The organism is Archangium gephyra, assembly GCF_042230915.1.
GTDB classification, from domain to species: Bacteria; Myxococcota; Myxococcia; order Myxococcales; family Myxococcaceae; genus Archangium; species Archangium gephyra_B.
The window spans coordinates 37,174-60,653 of sequence record NZ_CP102578.1 but is presented as its reverse complement, the minus strand read 5'-3'; the positions used below and the strand labels follow the sequence as shown (position 1 = coordinate 60,653).

Genomic DNA, 23,480 nt, shown 5'->3' with positions numbered 1-23,480 from the left:
GAGCCGTTCTCGGAGCCCATCTTGAGCGAGAAGAGCCACTCCGTGCCGGAGACTCGAGCACCCGACGAGACGCTCGACTCCATTGGCACCTCGGGCGTGAAGCTGTTGCAGCGCCGCAGCGGCTACCGCTTCACGCTGGATGCCGTGCTGCTCGCCGCCTTCGCGGCCACCGAGGGCCGGGACGCCGGTAGCCCCCTGCTGGAGCTCGGCGCGGGCAGCGGCGTGGTGTCCTTCCTGCTGACGTGCCAGTTCGGCCTCGGGCCGGTGGACGCGCTGGAGCTGCAGCCCGAGGTGCATGCGCGCCTGGTGCGCGCCGTGGCGCTCAACGCCTGCGAGGGACGGGTGCGGCCCCTGCTGGGAGATCTGCGCGAGGCGCGCTCGCTCTTCGCCCCGGGGGCCTACGCGCACGTGGTGTCCAACCCACCCTTCCGTCCGGTGAACGCGGGCGTGCGCAGCCCGGACGAGGAGCGCGCCGTGTCCAAGCAGGAGCTGGCGTGTGACGCGCCCTCGGTGGTGGCCGCGGCCCGGCATGCGCTGCCTCCCGGGGGACGGGTGAGCCTCGTCTACCCGGCGGCCCGGGTCGCGGAGGTGCTCGGCCTGCTCGTGGCGGCGAAGCTCTACCCCGTGGCCCTGCGCTTCGTGCACGCCCGGGTGGAGAGTCCCGCCACGCGCTTCCTCGTGCACGCCGTGCGCGACAGGCAGCGGGGGCTTGCCGTCCGCCCGCCGCTCATCGCCCACGGTGAGGGCCCCGGGGGCTACTCGCCCGAGGTGGCCGCCCTCATGGAGCCTCCCCGGGCCGAGCGCCCTCCCCCCGGCTGACTCACGGTGGGGAGGACGGTGACGGGCACCCTCACCCCGCCCCTCTCCCGGAGGGCGAGGGAGAGACGGGAACCCGCTTGTCTCCGCTCCTCTCCCGGAGGGCGAGGGAGAGACGGGAACCCGCTTGTCTCCGCCCCTCTCCCGGAGGGCGAGGGAGAGACGGGAACCCGCTTGTCTCCGCTCCTCTCCCGGGAGGAGCGGAGCGGCGGCGTTACTTCACGGAGGCGGCGGGGGGAAGAGGTACTCGAGCACGCTGCCGAAGCGTGCGGCCCAGGCGGCCTCGTTGTGCTTGCCGCCCTCCACCTCGGTGTACTTCAGCTGGCTGCCGCCGAGCACCCAGCCCTTGTTCACCAGCGCGTCGCGCAGTTGCCGGGTGTCGGCCACCGTCTCCAGGCTGCTGCTCCCCTCGTCCGTGCCGATGTCCAGCCAGATGCTCAGCGGCAGCTTCGCGGGCAGCGCGTTCACCTTCGCGACGATGTCGTGGTGGCCCCAGAACACCGAGGGAGAGATGACCGCCAGCCGGCTGAACGTGTCCGGGTGCTTCATGCCCAGGTACATCGTCACCAGTCCGCCCAGCGACGAGCCCGCCAGGCCCGTGTACTTCGCCTCCGGCCTCGTGTGGTACTTGCCGTCGATCATCGGCTTCAGCTCGTTGACGATGAACTGGCCGTACGCGTCCGCCCGGCCACCGTTGGCGCCATTCACCTCGGGGTAGCGGTCGTCCGGCACCTGCGTGTACTCGGGGCCCCGGTCCGCGGTGTTGTAGATGCCCACGATGATGAGCGGCTCCACCTTGTGGGACTCGACGAGCTCCTGGGCCGTCTCGTCCACCTTCCACTCCCCGGCGAACGCCGTGACGACGTCCATCAGGTTCTGCCCGTCATGCATGTACAGCACCGGGAAGCGGCGCGTGCTGTCGTTCTCGTCGTAGCCCGGCGGCAGCCAGATGATGATGTCGCGCTCCTTGAGCAGCGTGTTGGTGGGAGTGATGTGCTCCTTCTTGATGTTGCCGGTGAGCGTCGGCTCGACCGGCGCGGTGACGAAGTCCGCCCACGCTCCCACCGAGATGGAGATGCGCTCGAAACCCGTCCCCGTCTTGAGCGTGCGGTTGGCGACCTCGGCGCCCTCGGCCGTCTTCTCCACCTTGTCCCACCCGCCGCGCGTCGCCTTGAACTCGAGCGACGTGTCCGGCGTGAACGAGAGCACGGTGGCGTAGCCGCTGTTCACCGCCTTGTAGAGCTTCACGCCCGCCCCGTTCCAGTTGCCCAGCAGCTCATGGTTGCCGGACAGCCAGATGCTGTCCTGCGAGGGAGTCGTCTCCGGGACCGCGACGATGAAGGCGGTCTGCGGCTGGGTGATGCCGCTCTCCGGGCCCCAGCGCTCCACGCTGAAGCTCACGTTCTCCTCGTTCTCGTGCGCCTCGAGCGTCCGCGCGGGCACCGCGGTCCCCGCCGCGTCGAGCGCCACGTGCGTGGACGGCGCCGTCATCCGGATGCTGTAGGTGAGCGGCTGGTTCTTGGGCATCCGCCCCTTCACCGTGAAGGTGGTGCCTCCCTGGTAGATGAGCTCCAGGCCCTGTCCGGAGGGGCCCTTGAACGCCGGATCCGCGCCCGTGAGCAGGAGCGTGGCGTCCACCGGTGTCTCGAGCGGCACCGTCACGTCGAACTGGACCTCGGAGTAGCTCTGCTCCGGGGTGGGCGGGGGTTTGGGATCGCAGCCGGCCAGGGCCGTCAGCGTGAGCAGGAGGAGAAGCGGAAACCGCGTGGGTTGTCGGTGCGTCATGTTCGTGGGGGTACGGCGGGTGAGGGAAATCAGGAGAGGAGCTTGCCCAGGGCCTTGAGACCCCCGCCGACGAGCTCGATGCCGATGTCGATCAGGTCCACGGCGTCGTCCACCCGCTCCAGGGTGTTCGAGGTGCGCCGGTCCGGGACCTGGAGCGTGACGGGCGGAATGGCGTCCGAGCGGTGCTCGGGCCTGTCGCGGGGCGGAGACTTGCGGTGGAAACCACTGAGCTTCAGCTCGTTCATCAGGAGCCGGGCGGCCACCTCGGGCGCCACGTCGCGGCGCGAGCCATCCGGCTTCTGCGCGCCGCGCACCGTGTTCTCCACGCACTCTGGATCCAGCAGCGAGAGCGGCGCCTGGCAGCGCGCGCAGGCCGTCAGGTTCGCCAGCCGCACGGGCTCGCCACAATCGGAGCACAGGAGCGTGTCCACGTGCTTGCGCAGCTCGGTGTGCTCCCGGGGCGTGAGATCGCGCGCAATCCCCTTCTCGCGCAGGAAATGGAAGAAGGTGATGAAGTGCCCGTGCCGCTGGGCACAGCGCGAGTACTGGAAGCGGTTGTTGTGCGCCACGTCATGCGTCAGCTCCAGCTTCATGTCGCAGCGCGGGCAGGCCATCCTGCGCTGGCCGTACGGGGGGCGCTCGCCGTGCCGCTCGTACAGCTCGCGGAAGAGCCGCAGCGTTCCACTCGGGGAGAGCTGGAGGCTCTCATGGGTGTCGAACCACAGGCCGCGGCAGGTGTGGCACACGTCCAGCGTCACCTGTCCGCCGGTGCGGGTCTCGAAGGACCGCTCGGCCATCTGCCCCTTGCACTCCGGACACTTCATCGCAGCTCCAATTCACGCCGCATGACGTGGAAGAGACTCGTCTTGTTGCCGAACTCGGCGAGCACCTGCTTCACGGGCTGGAAGCCCGAGCGCTTCCAGAAGCGCTGGCCCGCGGCGTTGTGCTCGGACACCGCGAGGCGCAGGGACGCGGCGCCTCGCCGCAGCAGCCAGTGCGTCAGGGCCTCCAGCAGCTTCGCGCCCAGTCCCTGGTTGCGCTGGCCCGGTTCGAGCACCAGCAGGCCCAGGTACCACTCGCCCGGCTGCGGGTAGTCGCGGATGACGTCGATGGCGCCCACGAGCTGCCCGGCCTTGTCGAAGACGCCCATACCGAACTTGTCGCCGAGCGTCTTGCCCGGGGGCAGATCCGTCAGCAACTCGCGGATCATCTGCCCGGGATCCGGCGGCGAGCCGTAGTGGAGCTCCAGGTGCTCCAGGCAGCGCTCGCCCAGCGCGCGGATGAGCGGCGCGTCCTCCTCCGAGACCCGTCGCACCCGGTACTGCCCGACCTCGAACAGGGCCTCTTGCCTCGGGGCTGTCATGCGCCACATGCGGGGGGCCACCCTAGCAGGTGGCGCGTGCTTCAGCCCACCCGCGCCCGGGGCCGGCGCACCTTCACCGCACCGCACGCCTTGGCATGGCGCGTCAGGGCCTCGTCGAGCGCCGCATCGTCCAGTTTCACACCCTTCTCCCTCCACAACTTCTCCACGCGGAGTACGCCCTCCTGCACCCGCGCTTCCAGCCGTCCCACCAGCTGGCCCCGGTGCAGCAGCGGGCACACGTACCAGCCCCAGCGGCGCTGCTCCTCGGGCTTGTACACCTCCCACACGTACTCGAAGCCGAAGAGCTGGTTCACCAGCGCCCGGTCCCACAAGAGGGGATCCAGGGGGCCGAGTATCCGCATCCGCTCGTCCGGCGCCGTCACGGGCCGCGAGCGGAAGCCCGCCGGAGCCAGGTAGCGCCGGGGCGAGCCGGGAAGGGACACCTCCTCCAGCAGGCCCTCGCGCACCATGGCGTCCGGCAGGGGCGAGGTGCGCACCGGGGACAGGGTGGACCAGTGCGGGCCGCTCGCGCGGGAGAGCAGGCCCGCGGCCTCCACGCGCTCGGCGAGGGCCCAGCGCGCGAAGCTCTCGTCGCTGGTGTGGCCGGCCTGGGCGCGCGCGACATCCGGGAGGGCCCGGTGCGGTACGTCGTAGCGCTTGCCACCGGGGCCCCGGCCGCACACGACGATCTCACAGCGTGTCCACAGCACCTCGAGCGCCATGGAGGTGGCCTTGCCCGTGCCCTTCCACCCGCTCCAGTCGAGCGGCGTCACCGCGCCATGGTCGGTGAGCTCGGCGGCGGAGAGGGGGCCGCGGGCCGTGAGCTCCTCGAGCACGGCGCCGAGCACCTTCTCGGGGAGGCGCTCCAGCCGCGTGGCGAGGCGCCACCAGGGAGTCTCCAGGGAGCGCTCGCGGTAGTGGGGGAAGGCGTACGCGGGGAGGAGGCAGCGCTCCTTGGCCCAGTGCTCGAAGGCATGGCCGGGATAGAGGTGGCGGTACACGTCGCCCTTGGAGAGGCCGTCCACGCGCGCGAGCGCCACGAGGTCCGCGTTGGTGCCGATGACGTCGAGCGGATCCAACTGGATGTGGCGCAGGTGGCGCAGCAGCGCGCGCACGCCCTCGGCGCCCTGGGGGTACGCGGGCGTGGCGAGCCCGAGGTGGCTGACGAGCCACGCCCGTGCCTCATCGGTGGGCAGCGTGACCGCGGGTGGTGGGGTTGTCTTGGGCATGGGGACGGATGACCATCAGGGGCAAATCAACCCTACCTCCGCGCGTGCGGGTGAACCATGTCCGTTGAGACAGTGCGGAAGTGGGTGGCCCTGCTGCTGAGTGTGACCGTGCTGGCCACCGGCTGCGCCACGGTGACACCACCGCCAGGCCATGGTGCTTTCCTGGGCTACAGCCAGAGCGAGCACATGCAGGGCACTCGGGTGGCCATGGTGAGCCCGGCTGAAATAGCCGTGCGCACGGTGGCCAGCGGCGTCGTGCAGGTGGACGCCTTCGAGGAGTTGCTGGCGGTCGCGGGCCTGGACAACCGCGACGACCAACCCCCGCGAGACGCTCCCCTCACGCCTCACGAGGCGGCCCGGGTGTTGGCCGTGCTGCTGTGCAAACCCGTGACGCTGGCCTCGTTTCCTCCACGCATGGCCGTGGGTCATCTGCTGCGCGAGGTGCTGGAGGGCGGGGAAGTGTCCCGCGAGGAGCTGCTGCGCCGGGTGGAGCGCTTCAACACCGTGGCCGTGCTGCGGCCGGATGGATACCTCGCCTGGACGCGCAACGGACGCACACAGCAGAAGGTGGGCCTGGTGCAGTGGAAGGATGGAGCTTTCCGGGCAGGTCCCTTCGAGCTGGGCCGTTTCTATATCAGCAACGGGTGGGTCTTCCGGCCCGCGGACGCGCAACTGCGGCCCATGATGCAGGGCCCTCCGTTGGCCGAGGTGTATGACGACGCGGATTACATCGGCCGCCCGCTGGATGGAGCGGAAGAGGCCTTCGTGGAGCTGTACCATGCGATGGGCCAGTTGCTCACGCGCCCGCTGGATGGCCTCGCGGCGCTGCAACACCTGCCGACGGGAGTGGTGGCCCTCATCGCCTCCTCTCCCGGGTACCTCGAGCGCTTGCGGTACATGACGCGCGGCGAGCAGGTGAAGGCCCTCTCCAAGCTGACCACGACCTTGCTCGTTACATGGGGCGCTGCTGGGGGCACCCTGCGCACGCTGGGTGGAGTGGAGGCTACCGTGCCGGTGTTGTCCCTCTCGGCCGAGGGCGTGCTGGTGATGGAGCGGGTCGTGGTACCCGTGGGCGGGGTGGCCACGGTGCTGAGCGGCGGACCGGGGGCGGCCATCATCCTCTACCAGACTGGCACCGGGGGAGGCAGCGGTGGCGGCAGGCGTGTCTCGGGGGAGGAACTCGAGAAGCTTCGCAAGGAGTTTGAAGCTGTAAAATCGAAGTTCTGGAAACACGAGGCAGAGGCACGTCCCGGCACGTACTCACCCGAGAACCTCGCTAGGATGAAGCAAGGCAAGCCGCCGATTGGAAGTGACGGTTTCCCTATGGAACTGCATCACAAGGTGCCACTCGCGGAGGGCGGGACCAATGCTTTCGAGAACCTCGAACCCCTGACACGAACCGAGCACCGTCTGGGAAACAACTACAAGTTGAACCACCCCCATCTTCCATGACCTTTGACGAACTCGCGGAGCTGATGGAGAGACACTCCTCGAAGAGTTTCGGCCGGGGAGTGAGCGAGACGGAGATCAACGCCGCCAGCGCTCGACTCGGCACGAAGCTGACCGGTGGCTACCGGCTCTTCTTGCGGCGCTTCGGGTGGGGAGGCGTTGGGTCTCTCGAACTCTTCGGGCTCGGTGCGGATGTGCCGCCGTACTTGAGCCTGACCTCGATGACCAGGAGCGAGCGGGAGGAGATGAGCCCCGGGCTTCCCGTACACCTCATTCCGCTGATGAACGACGGGGGAGGAAACCTCTACTGCCTTGATTCGAGGGGAGCGGGTGAGCCGCCCGTCGTCTTCTGGGACCACACGGCGGGTGAGCAGCAAGAACCCAGGCAGGTGGCTTCTGACTTCGTGATGTGGCTCGCCGAGCGGGTCGAGATGGAGAAAGAGGGCGAGGCTGGCTGACACGGATCATTCAAGCTCTGGACTGGCGCAGCGAGTCCACGATGAATGCCTTCAGCGCCCGCGCCGCCGCCGTCAGGTACTCCTCGCCCCGGTGCACCAGCGCCACCTGCCGCCTCGGGCCTCCCTTCTCCACCTCCACTACGTCGAAGCCTCGCGAGGCATGGTCCCTCGCCATCAGCCCCGGCAGCAGCGCCACCCCCAGGCCCCGCTCCACCATCCGCCTCAGCCCCTCCGCGTTGTCCATCTCCACCGCCACCCTCGGCTTCAGCCCCCGCGCCTCGCACGCCGCCTCCAGCGCGTACGTGCCCGACATCCCCGGAATCACCACCAGCGCCTCCTCCACCACCTCCGCCAGCGCCACCGGCCTCTTCAGCTTCGTCAGCCGGTGCCCCTTCGGCACCGCCAGCACCAGCTCCTCCTCCCACAGCTTCTGCGCCACCAGGTCCACCCGCCTCATCGGCAGGTTCACGATGCACAGGTCCAGCTCGCCCCCCGCCACCCGGGCCTCCAGCTCCTCGTGCGTCCCCTCGCTCAGCCGCGGCAACACCTCCGGGTAGCGGCCCTTGAAGGCCCGCACCAGCTCCGGCAGCAGGTACGTCCCCACCGTCTGCAGCGTCCCCAGTGCCACCGTCCCCCTCGGCGTCGTCGTGAGCGCTCCCAGCTCCGCCGTCCCCGCCGCCAGCGCCTCCAAGGCCCGCCTCGCGTGCGGCAGGAAGCGCTCCCCCGCGTCCGTCAGCACCGCCCCTCCCGGCGTCCGCACCAGCAGCCGCACCCCCAGCTCCGTCTCCAACGCCTGTAGCTGTCTCGACAGCCCCGGCTGCGATACCCCCAGTTGCCTCGCCGCCACCGTGAGGCGCCTCTCCCGTGCCACCTGTACGAAGGCCTTGAGCTGTTCCGTGTTCATGCGCTTTGTGCATCCACTCTATGCGCGGGATGCGGTTTCCGCATGTCCCCCAACCCGGGTACTCCTTCCCCATGGACGCCCGTGACTCCTCCGAGCTTCAGCCCGCCGCCCGCCCCGGCACCCCCCGGCGCCTGGCCACCACCGCCGTGCTGCTCGGCCTCGTCGTCTCCGCCTTCGAGGCCACCGTCGTCACCAGCGCCATGCCCACCCTCACCCGCGAGCTCGGCGGCCAGCACCTCTACTCCTGGGTCTTCTCCTCCTACCTCTTCGCCTCCACCCTCGGCATCCTCCTCTTCGGCAAGCTCACGGATCACCTCGGCCGCAAGCCCGTCTTCTCCGCCGGCATGGGCCTCTTCCTCCTCGGCTCCGTCCTCTGCGGCTTCGCCCATTCCGTCCCCGCCCTCATCGCCTTCCGCCTCGTGCAGGGGCTCGGCGCCGGCGCGCTCCAGCCCACCACCATGACCATCAGCGCCGACCTCTACACGCTGAAGGAGCGCGCCGCCGTCCAGGGGCTCTTCACCGGCGCCTGGGGCGCCGCCACCGTCGTCGGGCCCCTCATCGGCGGCTGGCTCGTCATGCACGCCTCCTGGCGCTGGGCCTTCCTCGTCAACGTCCCCGTCGGGCTCATCGCCCTCGCCCTGCTCCACGCCTCCTACCGCGACCCCGCCCGCGCCTCCTCCCGCATCGACGTCTGGGGGCCCGCCCTCACCGGCGTCTCCCTCGGGCTGCTCCTCTTCGCCCTCGAGCGCGGCGGGGCCTCCGGCCTCCGGCTCTCCTTCGCCCTCGCCGCCTGCGCCGGGCTCGCCACCGTCGTGCGCCAGCAGCGCTCCTCCCCCTCCCCCCTCATCCCCCTGGCGCTGCTGCGCGATCGCACCGTCCTCTGCGGCGTGCTCGGCGGGGTGCTCTGCGGCGCCCTCCTCTACACCACCACCGCCCTCGTCCCCCTCTGGATGACCGAGCACAGCGGCCACAGCCCCCTCATGGCGGGGCTCGCCCTGGTGCCCCTGCTCGGCGGGTGGGCCTGCGGCTCCACCTTCGGCGTCCGCGTCTTCCTGCGTGGCGGCCTCCGCGCCAGCGCCGGGGGCGGCTTCGCCCTCTGTCTGGGCGGTGCCTGTCTGCTCGCCCTCGGTGTCTCCCGCGACTGGGGCACCCCCGCCGCCTTCGTCAGCCTCGGCCTGATGGGACTGGGGCTCGGGCCCGCCGCCTCCACCTCCCTGCTCGGCCCCCAGACGCGCGCCCCCTGGCACCACCGCGGCATGGTCACCAGCGCCATCTACGCCACCCGCATGCTCGGCGGCTCCTTCACCCTCGCCGCCCTGGAGCTCGTCCCCCCCGGCTTCCCCGTGCGCTTCGCCCTCATCGCCGCCATCGCCACCGCCGCCGCCCTGTCGCTCGGCCTCTTCGCCCCCGGCCGCGTCGTCACCGAGGCCGGCGCTTCCTGACCCCCGCTCGCCTCCCCTCCGGGCTCCCGGGCGTCACGGCCCGGACGGTGGGTTTCTTCGCACCCGGGCCCCAGACGCGCCATGATGCGCCCCCATGGGAAGCACGAGGTATCCATCGAAGCGGCTGGGGGCCGCCCTGGCGTTCCTGCTCGGAGCGCTGGTCACCGGCTCCGCCGTGCGCGCCCAGGACGCGAGCACCCCGCCGCCCGGCCCTGCCGGCAGCGCCAGCCCGGCCGCGGCCCCCGCGCCCACCCCCGCTTCGCGCGCCGAGCCGGAGATCACCCACTGTGGTGACACGCAGGTGGGCACCGGCGAGGGCATGCTCCGGCCGCTCGGGCAGGGCTTCTACGCCGATGGGAACCGGGTGCGCCGCGGCTGCACCCTGCTGTTGCAGCGCCCGCTGAAGAACCGCCCGCCGGTGCCCTTCGCGCCGGACTCGTTCCGCCCCATCGGCTGCGGCTTCTTCCGCTACGCCACCAGCGTCTACTGGGACCGGCCCCTGAGCGAGGACGACCAGGTGAACGAGCCGGGCGGCCAGCGCGCCGACGTGCTCACGCGCGTGGACCTCGCCGACGCGGAGACCTTCGAGGTGGACGCCGAGTGCCGGCCCCGCGACGCGCGTTTCTTCTACCTCAACCACACCGAGCGCCCCGAGCTGCCCGCCTTCGTCGCCGTGCCGCGCGGAGATGGGCAGGGGTACGAGGAGCTCGGCTGCGGCTTCGTGCGCTACGAGGGCCGCGTCTTCTTCGGCACGCGGCTCGTCGAGGGCGTGCACGCGCCGTCCTTCACCCCGGTGCTGGGCCGTCTGCCCTACCTGGAGTGCGGCGCGGGCATGTATGGGAAGGACAAGGCCAAGGTGTGGTGGCAGCACCAGCTGCTGCGCGGCGCCAAGGCGAAGGCGTTCCGTATTCCCAAGGAGGAGAACCCCGAGTTCCGCGTGGCCTGCAACGGCCGCCGCTCGTTCCAGCTCGCCTCCGTGGACAAGAAGCCCAACCCGCTCTGCCGCGGTGCCAAGAAGCCCGTGAAGAAGCGCGGCAGGTAGGCCTCAGCGGAACGCGTCCACGACGTCGACCCCGGCCCTCGGGTAGTCAAGAATCGCCATTCCAGGCTTCGAGCCGGGCAGCTTCTTGAGCTGGCCCTTGGAGAGCCTCGCCACCGCGCAGATGGGGATGATGTCGCCGTCCGGGGGTCTTGCTTCGTAATACCGGATGACGACCTGTGGGCCACCCGTCCAGACCCGTCCGTAGAGCCGGGTGGGGGATTCAAGCGGTCCGAGATCCTCGCTCACCATGCTCTCGATCGGTCCGTCGTACAACGTGATGGGACTGGTATCGAGCTGGTTCACGTCGAGATCGATCCAGGCCGAGTCCCCCACCCGCAGACGCAGAATCCGCATCGCCTTGAGGGCTTCCTCCGGGCACTTCTCCGGCCCGGGGGTGCCGTCGGGCCGCAGGGGCACGCTTCCCAATGGACAGCCCGAGGCCGCGAGAAGCAGTGCCACGAACGCGAGTGGGAGCAGTGCTCTGATCGAAGGCATGGGTGGCACTCCTACTCGCGGATGAGGCGACGATCCATCAGTACGTGGCCTACCAGCAGACCGTCATGCCGGTAGAGCTCCACGGTCAGGTCGCAAGGTCCCTCCTGTGAGGTGAAGGCGCTCTTGTCCACGACGACGGCGAGAGAACCCGCTGAGCCTGGGGCAAGCTCGTCCCAGTCCTTGTGGAGCGCAAACGGTCTGGCTTCGCCGAACAAGATAGGGGCCTTCTCCCTTGGACGTGTGGTCAACAGGCGAGTCTCCGACAGGCTCCAGGGCTTGGACGGGTCGCGGTTCGTCACCCGGAACAAGACCGCCGCCTTGGCCCCGCCGGTGAGGATGCTCGCCTCGATGTGCAGGCCCTCTTGCTTGAAAAACCATCGCTGACGGAGCTTGAGCCGGGTGAGGTGGACGGAACCTCTGCTCACGATCCTGGCGAGCGCGTGGTCTTCGGTGTCCTCTTGCCCACGACGCCGGGCGGCCTCTTCCAGACGCCGCTCCCGGGTGCGCGTGTCTTCTAGCTGGGCCCGGAGTGCTTCCCGGGTCTCGGGCGCGAGGAAGACATCCACCTGTTGGTCGGGCCACTCCCACTCCTCCTTGCCGATGGCCGTGAGGGTGAAGGGCAGCTCCTTGCCGTCCGCGAGCGTCACCAGCAAGAGGAAGCGATCCTCGGGCTCGAGGTTCTGGAGCGGCTCGACGAGCACCCTCTTCCCGGAACACTCCACGGGCACGAAGCGGCCCTCCCAGCCCAGCATCCTCGTTCGTGCGGGATCACAGGGTTGCTGGAAGCGGAGCACGGTGACCACCTGCCCGGTGACGTACACGCGCGGCGCTTCGTCCTTCGGATCGTCCCGAAGGTAGACGTTGCGCACGAGGGGCGCGCGGTCCCTGGCAACGGACACGGAGGCCAAGAGGACGAGAAGGAAGGTAGACCGCTGAAGTAGGAGTTTCCACATCGCGCGGCACTACTTAACAGAACGGGTGGCAGGTGACCAGCCGGGTCTGGGGCCGGGCTACTCTGGTAGCCCGTCTTCGAGGTGCGGGACACTGGCCGCCACCGTCCCGGGATGTGCAAGGGCTGGAGGAGCCGGACATGAAGCCGAGAGTCACCTACCCCCTCTGTGTGTTGATGCTGGTGGCGCTCCAAGCCTCACCGGCTGGGGCCGAAGCGGGGCTGCCGGTGTTGGAGCCGGTGGGCGTGAGCGGGTACTCCGGAGAGGAGGGGCAAGGGCTGAGGCTGACCTTCAAGAGGTTGGAGCCCAACCCGGCGCTGGCGTTGTGGAGGGTGGGAGAGGCACGGGAGGTGGTGGAGGCGCTGGAAGGAGAATTCCAGGAGGCGAAGCCGAGGCCCGGACTGAGGCTGTTGCCGGAGGCGCATACTAGGACGATGGCGGGACTGGTGCCCCCGGAGGACACGCGGCCCTCGGCGCTGGAGAGGCGGGTGCGCGAGGAGTACGAGGCGCTGCTGGGGCCCGCGCTGGTGGGACTCCCGGGCTCGCTGGAGAGTGCCAGGTGGTTTCAGGCGCTGAGGCTCTCGCCGCGCTACATGGGAACAGGCGTGCGAGAGGCGGCCGTGGAGCTGTTCAGCTCGCCCGCGGTGCTGCTGGCGGTGGGCACGTCCGTGGTGCTGTACATGGTGGCGTGGGCAGCACCGGAGCCCCTGTTCTCCAAGGCCTTCGCGGCGGCGGTGACGATGGGCCTGCTGCTGACGTACAGCGCGGCGGAGCTCTACAACGTGGGGCAGGCGTGCCTGAGGCTGTACCGGGAGGCGGAGGCGGCGAGGACGCAGGAGGAGCTGGAAGCGGCGGCCGAGCGCTTCGGCAAGTCATTGGGAGGCGTGGGGCTGCGGGTGCTGGTGACGGTGGCGGGGGCGAAGCTGGCGCGAGGTCTGCCGGAGGTGCCGAAGGGAGGGCTGTGGGCGAGCGTGTCACCGCCGCGCTTCGCGATGGCGGGAGGAGGCTTGAGGGTAGCGGTGGGGACGAGGGCGCAGGTGAGCGTGGCGGACGGGACGGTGGTGATGATGGGGGTGACGGGGAGCACGGCGGCCGGCGCGGTGTCCGCGGCGGTGTCCTCTGCCCGGACGACGGGGGCGTGTGCGGAGTCCAAGCAGGACGGCCACCATCGCCACCACCTGTGCACCAACAAGAATGACATCTCCGAGAGCAACGGCGGTCCTTGGACACCAGATTTCGAAACACTCTTCGCGCGGGCGGGGATGAGCCTGGAGGATCCGGCGAACATCGTCTACCTGCGAGACCACAAGGGGCCTCACCCCGAGGCGTACCACAGCGAGGTTTTCCAGCGATTGAATGATGCGCTGAGAGGTTGCCGGCCTCAGGCCGGGTGCCGAGCGGAGCTCGTGAGGACGCTCAATGAGATTGCGGGAGAAGTCTGTACGCCAGGCTCCAATCTCAACAAGCTTGCGACGAGGAAGCCATGACCGGACAGTCAAGGTATTACAGAATCAATGACGATAAATACATTCCAGGACGCTGGCACGTGAGGATGCCTCTGCATGACAATGCCGAGGGATCGGCTGAGGGAGAGTTTTTCGATATCTGGCAGTTCACCGAGGGGCGAGTCCTGGAAATTGAGAGGCCGATCCGTTTGTCCGTGAAGCCAGCGGGTGTTGCGCTCGAATACACAGAGTCGGTGGGGATTCCCGTCGTCCACCGGCGGGTCGTCTCGCTCTTCGAGCGTCTGGGGCTCCAGAAGGAGGTGCAGTTCATCCCCGTGGAAGTAGAGGGGCAACCGGCGCCCTGGTTCATTCTCAATGCCTTGCAAGTCGTCCGGTGCATCGACGATGCCCGGAGTGAGGAGGTGTTTTATTGGCAGCCGGAGGACGGCCGCCCGGAGAAGTTGGGCGGATACAAGAACGTTCGAGGGCTCAAGGTGGACCCGGCGAAGATAGGAGGCGCCCACATCTTCCGCCCCCGGGGCTGGCTGGTCGTCCTCATCGTCTCCGAGCACGTGAAGCAAGCCATGGAGGCTGAGGGTATCACTGGCGCCAAATTCACCGAGGTTTGAAGCACCCGCCTCGCCACCCAACAAGCTGGCCGCAAGGAGTCCATGACCGTACCGATGAAGTATTACGATCTATACGACGACGTATACATCCCAGGCCGTTGGCATTTGAGGTTTCCTCTCTTCGCGGATGGCGAGGACGAGGGAGGGCGTGAGGACGATGACGAGCGCGAGTTGTTCGATGTCTGGCGGTTCAAGGAAGGCAGAGTCCTGGAAATCGAGAAGCCGATCCGCTTGTCCATGAAGCCGGCCGGTATCGCACTCGAATTCAGTGAGACCTTGGGCGGTCCCGTCGTCCATCGGCGGGTCGTCTCGCTCTTCGAGCGTCTGGGACTCCAGAAGGAGGTGCAGTTCATCCCGGTGGAGGTGGAGGGGCAGACGGAGCCCTGGTTCATCCTCAATGCCTTGCGGATCATCCGGTGCATCGATGATGCCCGGTGTGAAGAGGTGCTCTACTGGCTGCCGGAGGACAACCGCCCGGACAAGGAGGGCCAGTACCGCAACGTCGCGGGGCTGAAGGTGGACCCGGCGAAGATAGGAGACGCCCACCTGAGGCATCCCCTCATATTGGACCGAAGACTTCCCGAAAGACGGCTTGTTCTCCCAGCAACTCGGCAAATCGAGCCATCAAGGGGAGCAGCCTGTCTTCGGGCATCATGGGGATGGCCTGGTAATACTCACATCCTTGCCGAAAGAGTGAATAGGTCCGCGTCTTCACGGTATTGGCTTTGAGGTAGCGTTCCATCCCCAGGCTTTCTCCTGCCGCTCCCAGCAGGGTCAGCAGACTACAGGCGAGCGCACTCACCAGCAGCAACCGGTCGCGTCTTTCCGTGGACCGCACTTTCACCCAGGACAGGCCCATCCCAAAGCGCAGGTCCTTCATGTCCCGGAACGTCTCTTCCGTCCGAAACCTCTTGGCATAGAGCCCCACCACGAAGGCCGCCGTGGCCTCTTTCAGACTCGTCGCCAAACACCAGGGCTCCTTCATTCCCTTCTTCTTCACGCACACCACCGCGGGCACTGGGGTGGTGTCCTGGGTGACGCTCGCTCCCGTCAAACGCAGCGCGCGTCCCGAGTCGGGCACCCATTCTCCCGCGCTCCGCTTCTCGCCCTTCTCATCCGTCACCTGAATGCACTGGCGGAAGCGCACCACGTAGTCGAACTTCAACTGCTCGAGCAGGGCGTAGAACTTCTGGTCCCCAAAGCCCCGGTCGGCCAGCACCGTGAGCCGCACGGACTCGGGCACCACTTCCCGCAGTCGGTTGAGCACGAAGTCCTCCGTGTCGTTGCGCATCCCCTCCAAGGCGGATTTCTCCACGGTGAGCCACACCAGCGGCGTTGTGCGTCCATGGCTCGCTACAAGCGAGGCCACCAGCGTCGTCTGGTCATCCGCGTCGAAGTCCGTCCAGTCCAAGGCGACGACGGCCTCGCTTCTCTGTCCCAGCACATACGGCACCCAGCGGGCGAACAACTCCCAGACGTTGATGCCCTGGTTGGACAAGAGCCGGTCCACTTGTTTCACGCCATGCTTGCTGTGTGTGCCCCGGGCCCAGGCCAGTGCCTTGCCAATGAGATGCACTCCCAGGCTGGCCGAGTGAATGACGCCCAGGACGGCATAGGACAAGGAGAGAACACGCTTGGCGTGCAGGTCCTCGTCGAAGAGCGACTCCAAGAACGCATGGACCTGCTGGTCATTGAGGCGCCGTTTACGCATGACCGCAGAAGTAATCACGCCCGTCCTACTTCTCGCACCAATCAGCCTACACAGCCCTCCCTTGCTCGCCTGCTAAAATGAGGGGATGGCTCAGGACGCCCACATCTTCCGCCCCTGGGGTTGGAAGGTCGTCCTCATCGTCTCCGAGGACGTCAAATCCGCCATGGAGGCCGAGGGGATTGCCGGCATCAAGTTCATCGAAGTCTGAACGGCTGGCCCGTTCACAGGTGGGAAAACAGACACGGATACCCTCACCCCGTCCCTCTCCCGGAGGGCGAGGGGATATGTCTCCTCTTGGTGTGTCTTTTCTTGGTGTGTCTCCTCTTCGTGAATCGGGTTCACCCCGCCGTCGGATCCTCCAGTGGCTCCGGCATCACCCACAGCGCCATGGGCTCCCTGTATCCCTTCTCGAAGGAATCGAGGATCGGCGGCCACCGGTCCCAGAAGGTCGCCCAGCCGTACTCCGTCGGCTGCGACGTCAGTGCATTCCCGTCCCGGTCCTCATGGGCATACGCGTAATCCGCCAGCGTCCACTTCAGCGTCCCGAAGTGCACCACCAGCATCGGCGTCATCGTCCTCATCACCTCCGGGCGTGACACCTCGTCCGCGTACGCCTCGGCCGGCGTGAAGGCTCCCTGCACCGAGTCGTGCTGCTCCCTCCAGGCCAGGTAGTTGTTGGCCACCGCGATGAGCGCCTCGCGCTCCGTTCTCCCCTCCGTGAGCCGCGCCAGTTCGTACAGCGCGAAGGCCGCCACCACCAGGCTCCTCCCCTCCAGCCCCGGGAAGAGCGCGTCGAAGGCGTGCGGCCTCGGGGTGTCGTGCAGGTGCGCCCGCGCGTAGTCGTAGGCGAGCCGCGCCTCCTCGAGCCTCGCGCCCGGCAGCGCGAACTCCGCCAGCACCCGCTCGGGCCTCACCTCTCCGGCCACCTGTCGCCACTCCAGGTACGCGTTCGCCGCGCCCCCGATGTCCGCGAAGATGGCCACGTTGCCCCCATGCAGCGTGCGCTCCAGCGTGAGCACCACCGCCTCCGCCTTGTCGAGCGGCAACAGCCCCGGTGCGCTCCAGTACAGCGCCGCGAAGCGCGACGCCGTGGTGGTGAACGTGCGCGGATCCGCCAGGGCCTCGCCATTCATCCCCGTGGTGAGCGCGCCGAGCGCCGCCGCCGCGCCCGGGGGCAGGCCCCTCACCACCAGCTCCAGCGAGAGCTTCTCCACCAACGGGCGCAAGGTGCCCGTGAGGCCCACCCGCTCGAGCGTCTCCAGCACCGACAGCACGGGTCCTCCCCGGGCCACGTGGAGGATGCGCCGCGCCAGCCCCGCGCTGAGCATTCCCTTGCCGGCCGCTTGCGAGGCGTGCGGCGCGAAGGCGAACCAGTTGGGACACACGCCGCTCGTTCCCCCGGCCTGGAAGTCTGGATCCAGCAGCGCCTGGAATGCCTGGGCGAGCTGGATGTAGCCCTCGGTGATGCGGCGGTTGTCTTCCAGCGGCGTGGTGCCCTGGGCGGCGCTCGCGGGGGGCGTACGAGAGGAGGCTTCAATCACGAGGAGGCTCCCGGTGTGGAGTCGGAGTGGGGGCACCCAGGGTACTCATCGGGCCCGATGCTCCAACCCACCCCACCGGGAGCGCCCGCCGGGACGTCCACCGGACGACCCTTCACTCCCCGTGCCCGCGCCGTGCTCCCGTGGCTCAACTGGCCGTCACGCGGGTCCGCTCCTCCGCGGCCAGGGCGGACCGCAGCGGCAGCTCGACGGCGAAGGTGGCGCCTTCGCCCAGACGGCTGTCCACGCACACCCGGCCGCCCATCGCCTCGATCAGCTGGCGCGAGATGTACAGGCCCAGGCCGATCCCTCCGTACTGGCGATCCGACACCGCGCGCTCGAACCGGCCGAAGAGGCGCGGCAGTGCCTCGGGCGCGATGCCGATGCCCTCGTCCCGCACGGTGAGCCGCGCGAAGTCCCCCGCCTCCTCCACCCGGATGTACACCGGATGGCCCGCCCCGTACTTGGCCGCGTTGGTGAGCAGGTTCACCAGCACCTGGTCCAGCCGGTGGGCGTCCCAGCGGCCTCGCACCGGCGCTGGCGCCTCCAGGTGCACCTCGCAGCCCGCCCGCTCCAACACTTCCGCCAGGCGCTCGAGCACCTCGCGCGTCAGCGCCCGCAGCTCCACCTCGCCGAGCTCCAACGACAACCGCCCTTCCGACAGCCGCCCCACGTCCAGCAGGCTCTCCACGAGTGACTCGAGCCGTCCCACCTGCCTCCCCATGGCCTGCAGGCGCGGCGCTCCCACCGGGGGCGGGCGGGTGCGCTCCAGCAACTGCAGCTGCAGCTTGAGCGAGGTGAGGGGGGTGCGCAGCTCGTGCCCGGCCACCGACAGGAACTCCTCGCGCACGCGCACCGCCGCCTGCGCCGCGAGGTAGAGGTTCGCGCGCTCGAACGCCTGGGCCACCTGTTGACCGAGCGCCAGCAGGAAGGCGCGCTCCTCTTCATCCAGCGTGTACGGCACGGGAAAGCCGATCATCAGCACGCCGAGCGTCCTGGAGCTTCCCAGCAGCGGCAGCACCGCCCAGGACTGGTTGCCACTCACCTGGAGCACCGGGCCCATGTCCGGGAACTCCTGGCGCATCTGCTCGGCCGACTCCACCCAGAGGGGCGTGCCCGAGCGCGCGACGTGCGCGATGGGCAGGGCGGCCTCGAGGGGGATGTCGTGGTGGACCGCCGCCATCCCCGCGGGCAGCCCCTGCAGATGCAGCCGGCGCAAGGGGCCGCCTTCCGACTCCAGGACGAAGAAGGTGCCAGAGCCCGCCCCACTGCCCTCGACCGCCTCGGCGAGGACGGCGCGTGCCATGTCCTCGGGCGTCAGCGCGCGCGAGACGGCCGACGTCACCGCCTGCAACCGTCTGGCCCGCTCCTGGGCGCGCTTCTCCGCCGTGATGTCCACCACGAGCGCGACGACTCCCTCTACCTCTCCCTGGCTGCTGCGCTGGGGGATGTAGGAGGCGCGGATGTGGCGCGTGCTGCGGCGCTCGTAGGGCATCGTGCGCTCGAAGGTGATGCGCTCGCCCGCGAGCGCCCGATCCAGGTACGGACGCACGGCCGCGTAGGCGGCCTGGCCGATGACTTCGCGGATGGGGCGGTTGAGCACCTCCTCGCGCGTGAGCTTGAACCACTCCGTGTAGCCGCGGTTGACGTAGGTGTAGCGGTCGTCGCGCTGGATGAAGGAGACGAGCACGGGCAGGCCGTCGGTGACGAGGCGCATCTGCGCTTCGCTCCGCTCGAGCCGCCGCACCAGCTCCTCCGCCTCGGCCGCCTGCAGTCCCCGGTACACCTGGACGACGTGGCGCAGCACCACGAGGTAGGCGAGCAGGCGGAGCACGTGGAAGAGCCACCAGATGGCACCCCACAGGTGGCTCATCCCGAAGAGCAGGCCCGCGACGCCGAAGAGGAGGCAGTGGTTGGCGAAGGTGAGGTCCTCGGCGGCTCCCTCGCGCCGGTAGCGCCGCAGGAAGAAGGTGGCCGAGGTGAGGAAGCCCAGCCCGCCCACCATGTTGATGAGCCGGGCCCAGGGCAGATAGTCGCCCTCCGCGGAGAAGGCGCGCGGCCAGCTCTGTGGCGCGGCGGCGAGGGCCACGCACAGGCCGAGGGTGAGCACGCCAGCGGCGCGCCGGAGGTGGCTCGCGGCGTGGCTCCGGGTCCAGCTCGCGGGCAGCCAGACGAGGGCCATGAGCAGGCCGCCCAGGAGCGTGGGCAGGGCGCGGGACCAGAAGAAGCCGGGGTTGGTGTGCATCCCCGCGTGGGTCAGGTCCAGCACCCCCATGCACACCAGCGCGGTGATGACCCACGACAGGTGGGCCCCCGGGTCCCGGTAGGGGCGCCGCCAGAGCAGCACCGCGGCCACCGCCAGGGCGATGAGCCCCCCGGCCGTCTCCAGGGAGGAGTGGAGGGGTTCGTGCACCCAGCTGGCCGTGCCCGCGAGCCGGCCGAGGACGGCCGTGGCCAGCGCGGGCAGCACGAGGGAGAGGGCAGCGGAGAGCGGAACGGAGCGGGGAGGCAGCACTCGGGGGCGTTTTCCCGTGGGAGGAGGTCGGTCCACCCTGCATAACGCGATTCACCGTCCCGAGGCGGGCGTTCCACCGGGCGTCCAGCTCTCATGGCGCTGCCACTCCCGCCCTCTCTCCAGGCAGGCCGGGGCGGCCTCGACGGGTCAGCGGGGGGCCGTGAGCTCCCACGCTCCGTCGTGCCAGAAGCAGGAGGACAGCACGTTCTCCACCTCCGGCTCGTCGACGCCATCGGAGAGGGGCAGTCCGAGCGCCTCGGCGAAGGCGAGGTCGTAGTCGAGGAAGAGGGCCTGCAGGGCCTGCGGGCAGGACTCCGGGTACACCTTGAAGGGCACCAGGGTGTCGTCGCTGGAGAGGGCGAGCAGCTGCCGCGCCACCACCCTCCCCCGCGTGTCCCGTGCGTAGAGGACGCGCTTGTTGATGTCGAGCACCACCGCCGCCGCCGAGTAATCACAGACACCATTGAGGCCCAGGCAGCTGCCCACGTGCGTCCCCAGCCGGAGCGCCTCCAGCGCGTCCTGCTCGAGCGACAGCGTCACCTCACCCCACCCTGGCACCTCGCGGCGCAGCACCACGCCCGTCAGCCACTGCTCCGGATTGATTCGCGGGTGCCGCTCGAACCAGCGGCGGGAGGCGGGGTGCTGCTCGATGAAGTCCCGCTCCCCCTCGAAGTAGCGGGCCAGCAGCCGGCGCAGCGCCCGGCGGTTGCCGGTGACGAGGCTCGCCATCTGCAGGGCGTGGCGGACGCGTGCATCCTCCGTGTTGGCCGGCATCCCGCCGCGCAGCTGCTTCAACACCATGCGGGCCAGCACCTGGAGCCGCAGGCGGGGCCGTTGCTCCGAGGCCACGCGCAGCGCCCGCGCCCACTGGCCCGGCGGCAGCTCCCGGCCCTCCGCCAGGGCGAGCCGCGCCTTGCGGGGCAGGGGGCTCTCCACTCCGTCCACGCAGTGCTCCCGCAGCAGCGCCGCCAGCCGCGCCGGAGGCTGCTGGAAGGGATCCTCTCGCACCAGCGGGTGCCGGGCGAAGTCCTCCATCAGTGGCAGGGCGTCATGCCTCCACCGCGTGCCCAGCAGCCTCGCCGTCCGCGCGAGCACCTCGGGACAGGACTCGAAGGCCTCCAGCACCAGGCCCACCTGGCGTGTCACCAGCCACGCCATCCCCTCCCCCACCAGTCCCGCCAGGGTGTCCCGCGCGCAGCACGCGTCGAAGCGCAGGAAGCCGCGCTCGGGCGCCGCGAGGAAACGTTCCCGCACCGCCGCGTCCGGGTGATTCACCAGCGCCTTGAGCGCGTAGGAGAGGCGGTTCTCCGGGGCGAAGGGCGGCCGGCACACGCGCCCGGCCAGGGCCAGGCTGGTGGGTATCAGGTACTCGGGGACCTCCCAGGCCGAGTCCGCGAGCGCCACCAGGTTGCTCACCATCTCGACGCACCGCTGCTGGTGGCTGGCTGGCGTGCGGCTCAACTCGGCGAGGAGCCGCGGCAGGAGCTTTCGGGCCGTGCTCCACCAGCGCAAGCGCCGCGGACGCTCCACCGTGTACCACCCCAGCGTGTTCAGCATCCTCACCCACGCGTAGGCGGCCGCCGGGGTGAGGCTCGTCCAGGGGGTGGAGGTGAGGACCTCGGCGAAGCCCGGCAGCTCCCCGCAGAGCGACCACAGCGCGGCCAGCTCGTGGTACCCGGACGTCTCCGGCACCAGATGGTCGAAGAGCGCGCCCAGGCACTCCTCCGGTACGGGGCCCGCCGCCGAGGGCAGATGCGAGTCCAGGCCGTCGGTCAATCCCCGCGCGGCCAGCAGGCGGAAGCCGCTCAGCAGGTAGTCACTGGGAAGGCCCTTCGAGAGGCCCCGCAGGTAGTCCTCCCTCCAGGAGGCCCGGTGCGAGGCGAAGGGCTCGAACTGGAGGTCATACGCGTCCGCGCTGAACGGGTGGAGGTTCGCCTTCAGGAGCGCCGTGAGCAGCGCCTCCTGCGTCTCGGGCGGGAGCCGTGCGGCCACCTCCAACCAGGAGAGCCCCAGCTCCGGGCCCCAGTGGCTCAACAGCCGTGCCGCCGCCCTCAGCACCGCCGGGTGGGTGTCGAGCGCCAACCTCCCGCGCAGCGCCAACAACCGGCTGAAGCCGCGCTCCGGGCCCTGGGCCAGCAGGGCTCCGAGCCGGAGGAAGCTCGCGGGCAGCTCGGCGCCGCGCACCTCGAGCAGTCCGTGGTGGTAGGCGAGGGCCACGTCGGCCCGGGCGGGGGAGGCCAGCGCCAGGGCCACGCGCTCCAGCCGCTCCCGCGCGTGTCCTTCCGCCTCGAGCCGCTGGAGGGCCTCCGTCACGTGGGGACGCAGCGGCTCGAGCAGGGCCCCCAGCGTCCGGCGGTGGAGGAGGTGGGGGCGGACATCGAGCGCCACGGGCCGCGCACGTTTCGGCGGCTGGTACAGCGTTCCCCGGTAGCCCCGGGGGTGGGCCGCCGTCCTCCGGTGTGGGGCGGGGGGGGACTCCAGCCACGGGTGCTCCAAGCCCTGCGGAGGTGTCCCCTCCCCGGGCACGGTGGCCAGGAGCACCTGGAGGACGCGCGTGAGGGTCTCGGCCGTCGCCCCCCGCGCCTCGGCGAGGCCCTCCCAGGCCTCCAGGAGGGCGGCGCGCCCGGGCACCTGGCTCTCGGAGAGGCTCCGCAGCGGCAGCCGGAGCAGTCCGGTGTCCTCCGCCTTCTCCGGGAGGGCGAGCGCCACGAGTCCCTCGGGCTCGCGCAGGATGCAGATCAACCGGACGTGAGACACGCTTCGTCACCTCAGTGGCAGCTACCCCGGCCCTGGTCTCGCACGCCGCCTCCCACCGCGAGGAACTCCCAGGCATACGCGCCGTCCTCCAGCGTCAGCTTCATCAAGCCGTACGTGCCCGCCTCGCGCACCTCGCTGTTGGGCAGCGTCGTACCGAAGACATAGGCATTCATGCCTCCCGTCCCCACCACGAACTGCCGCAGGCCCCGCTCGGCGTCCGCCGTGCCCTCGGGCGTCTGCGGGGCGAAGCGCTCGTAGAAATGGTCGTGCCCCGCCACCACCACGTCCGCCCCGGCCTCGTACAGCGCCTCCCACAGCGGCTTCACCCACGCGCTGTCCCGGCCCAGCCCCGAGCTGAAGAGCGGCCGGTGCATGTAGGCCAGCGTGCACTGCGCCGGGTGTGCCTTCAAGTCCTCGCGCAGCCACTGCTCCTGCTCCGCCCTCGCCTGCTCCGGCAGCTCCGTGTTGAGCGCCACCACGTGCCAGTCCCCCAGCTCGTAGCTGTAGTAGCCCTTGCCCGGCTCGCCCGCCGCCTCTCCGAAGTAGTCGAAGTACGGGCCCGCCTTCGCCGAGTGGTACTCGTGGTTGCCCGGCACCGGCCTCGTCCGCTGCTTGTGCCGCCCCCAGGACGGGGCGTAGCACCGCTCGAAGTCCTCCGCCGTCCCGTCCGGGTAGGCGTTGTCTCCCAGCGTGAAGACCGTTCCCTCGATTCCCTCCAGCATCACCGCCGTGGCCTCGTCCTGGTCCGACTCGCAGCTCGCGATGTCCCCTGCTCCCACCAGCACCTGCGGCCCGGCCACCCGCCCCTCCTCTCCCGCCGACGGTCCCGACGCGCCCGGGGTCTGGCAGCCGCCGAGGGTGAGCAACAGGGCCGCGCTCCCCGCGCGGCGCAGCAGGTGTGTCAGGTTCATGGGGATCCACTCCGGGGTTGTTCGTTCAATGCAACGAGAAG

The 23,480-nt window shown here is 69.7% G+C and carries 21 protein-coding genes; 8 read left to right on the top strand and 13 right to left on the bottom strand.

All coding sequences use genetic code 11. The annotated features are described in order from the left end of the window. The first annotated feature begins 21 nt into the window (after positions 1-21). Complete coding sequence (locus NR798_RS00295; protein WP_375769352.1) at positions 22-819, top strand: tRNA1(Val) (adenine(37)-N6)-methyltransferase; 798 nt, start codon at positions 22-24, stop codon at positions 817-819. Between the two features lie 216 nt (positions 820-1,035). Here NR798_RS00295 and NR798_RS00290 read toward each other — a convergent pair whose 3' ends face one another. Genes NR798_RS00290 through NR798_RS00275 form a run of 4 tightly spaced genes read right to left on the bottom strand, consistent with a single transcriptional unit; the run spans position 1,036 to position 5,193 of the window. Further along, complete coding sequence (locus NR798_RS00290) at positions 1,036-2,601, bottom strand: alpha/beta hydrolase-fold protein (protein ID WP_375769351.1); 1,566 nt, start codon at positions 2,599-2,601, stop codon at positions 1,036-1,038. A 29-nt stretch (positions 2,602-2,630) separates the two neighbouring features. Then, positions 2,631-3,425, bottom strand: coding sequence for a zf-TFIIB domain-containing protein (locus NR798_RS00285; RefSeq protein ID WP_375769350.1), 795 nt, complete (start codon positions 3,423-3,425; stop codon positions 2,631-2,633). Beyond that, the gene (locus NR798_RS00280) at positions 3,422-3,973 is read right to left on the bottom strand and encodes a GNAT family N-acetyltransferase (protein ID WP_375769349.1); all 552 of its coding nucleotides are present in this window, start codon (positions 3,971-3,973) and stop codon (positions 3,422-3,424) included. The genes NR798_RS00285 and NR798_RS00280 overlap by 4 nt, the downstream gene beginning before the upstream one ends. A gap of 32 nt (positions 3,974-4,005) precedes the next feature. Continuing rightward, positions 4,006-5,193 carry a winged helix-turn-helix domain-containing protein gene (locus tag NR798_RS00275; protein ID WP_375769348.1) on the bottom strand — a complete coding sequence of 396 codons (1,188 nt, stop codon included), beginning with the start codon at positions 5,191-5,193 and terminating at the stop codon, positions 4,006-4,008. Between the two features lie 84 nt (positions 5,194-5,277). On the opposite strand from NR798_RS00275, the gene NR798_RS00270 reads away from it, so the two are divergent. Together NR798_RS00270 and NR798_RS00265 are read left to right on the top strand one after the other, a co-directional pair. Next, the gene (locus tag NR798_RS00270; RefSeq protein WP_375769347.1) at positions 5,278-6,645 is read left to right on the top strand and encodes an HNH endonuclease signature motif containing protein; all 1,368 of its coding nucleotides are present in this window, start codon (positions 5,278-5,280) and stop codon (positions 6,643-6,645) included. After that, a complete protein-coding gene (locus NR798_RS00265; protein WP_375769346.1) occupies positions 6,642-7,100 on the top strand; it encodes an SMI1/KNR4 family protein in 459 nt (152 codons plus the stop codon). The genes NR798_RS00270 and NR798_RS00265 overlap by 4 nt, the downstream gene beginning before the upstream one ends. A 10-nt stretch (positions 7,101-7,110) precedes the next feature. Here NR798_RS00265 and NR798_RS00260 read toward each other — a convergent pair whose 3' ends face one another. Then, a complete protein-coding gene (locus NR798_RS00260) occupies positions 7,111-8,004 on the bottom strand; it encodes a LysR family transcriptional regulator (RefSeq protein WP_375769345.1) in 894 nt (297 codons plus the stop codon). A 71-nt stretch (positions 8,005-8,075) separates the two neighbouring features. On the opposite strand from NR798_RS00260, the gene NR798_RS00255 reads away from it, so the two are divergent. Then, positions 8,076-9,446, top strand: coding sequence for an MFS transporter (locus NR798_RS00255; RefSeq protein WP_375769344.1), 1,371 nt, complete (start codon positions 8,076-8,078; stop codon positions 9,444-9,446). Between the two features lie 94 nt (positions 9,447-9,540). Beyond that, the gene (locus tag NR798_RS00250; RefSeq protein ID WP_375769343.1) at positions 9,541-10,488 is read left to right on the top strand and encodes a hypothetical protein; all 948 of its coding nucleotides are present in this window, start codon (positions 9,541-9,543) and stop codon (positions 10,486-10,488) included. Positions 10,489-10,491: 3 nt separating this feature from the next. On the opposite strand, the gene NR798_RS00245 is transcribed toward NR798_RS00250, so the two are convergent. Together NR798_RS00245 and NR798_RS00240 are read right to left on the bottom strand one after the other, a co-directional pair. After that, a complete protein-coding gene (locus NR798_RS00245; protein WP_375769342.1) occupies positions 10,492-10,983 on the bottom strand; it encodes a serine/threonine protein kinase in 492 nt (163 codons plus the stop codon). An 11-nt stretch (positions 10,984-10,994) separates the two neighbouring features. Further along, positions 10,995-11,936 (bottom strand): DUF2381 family protein, encoded by a 942-nt coding sequence (locus NR798_RS00240; RefSeq protein ID WP_375769341.1) that lies wholly within the window; start codon positions 11,934-11,936, stop codon positions 10,995-10,997. A gap of 431 nt (positions 11,937-12,367) precedes the next feature. On the opposite strand from NR798_RS00240, the gene NR798_RS00235 reads away from it, so the two are divergent. Both NR798_RS00235 and NR798_RS00230 read left to right on the top strand, forming a co-directional pair. Continuing rightward, positions 12,368-13,420: an AHH domain-containing protein gene (locus NR798_RS00235; RefSeq protein WP_375769340.1), complete on the top strand. Its 1,053-nt coding sequence runs from the start codon at positions 12,368-12,370 to the stop codon at positions 13,418-13,420. Continuing rightward, positions 13,417-14,007 carry an imm11 family protein gene (locus NR798_RS00230; protein ID WP_375769339.1) on the top strand — a complete coding sequence of 197 codons (591 nt, stop codon included), beginning with the start codon at positions 13,417-13,419 and terminating at the stop codon, positions 14,005-14,007. Before NR798_RS00235 ends, NR798_RS00230 begins: the two co-directional genes overlap by 4 nt. A gap of 69 nt (positions 14,008-14,076) precedes the next feature. Here NR798_RS00230 and NR798_RS00225 read toward each other — a convergent pair whose 3' ends face one another. After that, entirely contained in the window at positions 14,077-14,553 is a 477-nt protein-coding gene (locus NR798_RS00225; RefSeq protein ID WP_375769338.1) for a hypothetical protein, read from the bottom strand. Positions 14,554-14,566: 13 nt separating this feature from the next. Beyond that, positions 14,567-15,718: an IS4 family transposase gene (locus tag NR798_RS00220; RefSeq protein WP_375773849.1), complete on the bottom strand. Its 1,152-nt coding sequence runs from the start codon at positions 15,716-15,718 to the stop codon at positions 14,567-14,569. An 85-nt stretch (positions 15,719-15,803) separates the two neighbouring features. Here NR798_RS00220 and NR798_RS00215 point away from each other — a divergent pair, with 85 nt between their 5' ends. Then, positions 15,804-15,926 (top strand): imm11 family protein, encoded by a 123-nt coding sequence (locus NR798_RS00215; RefSeq protein ID WP_375769337.1) that lies wholly within the window; start codon positions 15,804-15,806, stop codon positions 15,924-15,926. A 130-nt stretch (positions 15,927-16,056) separates the two neighbouring features. Here NR798_RS00215 and NR798_RS00210 read toward each other — a convergent pair whose 3' ends face one another. The 4 genes from NR798_RS00210 to NR798_RS00195 form a co-directional block, all read right to left on the bottom strand. Beyond that, on the bottom strand, positions 16,057-17,259 hold the full coding sequence (locus NR798_RS00210; protein WP_375769336.1) for a hypothetical protein: 1,203 nt from the start codon (positions 17,257-17,259) through the stop codon (positions 16,057-16,059). A 145-nt stretch (positions 17,260-17,404) separates the two neighbouring features. After that, on the bottom strand, positions 17,405-19,771 hold the full coding sequence (locus tag NR798_RS00205; RefSeq protein ID WP_375769335.1) for an ATP-binding protein: 2,367 nt from the start codon (positions 19,769-19,771) through the stop codon (positions 17,405-17,407). 147 nt (positions 19,772-19,918) lie between these two features. Beyond that, positions 19,919-22,528, bottom strand: a complete 2,610-nt coding sequence (locus NR798_RS00200; protein WP_375769334.1) for a hypothetical protein — start codon at positions 22,526-22,528, stop codon at positions 19,919-19,921. 11 nt (positions 22,529-22,539) lie between these two features. Further along, positions 22,540-23,439 (bottom strand): metallophosphoesterase family protein, encoded by a 900-nt coding sequence (locus NR798_RS00195; RefSeq protein WP_375769333.1) that lies wholly within the window; start codon positions 23,437-23,439, stop codon positions 22,540-22,542. Positions 23,440-23,480: the final 41 nt, after the last annotated feature.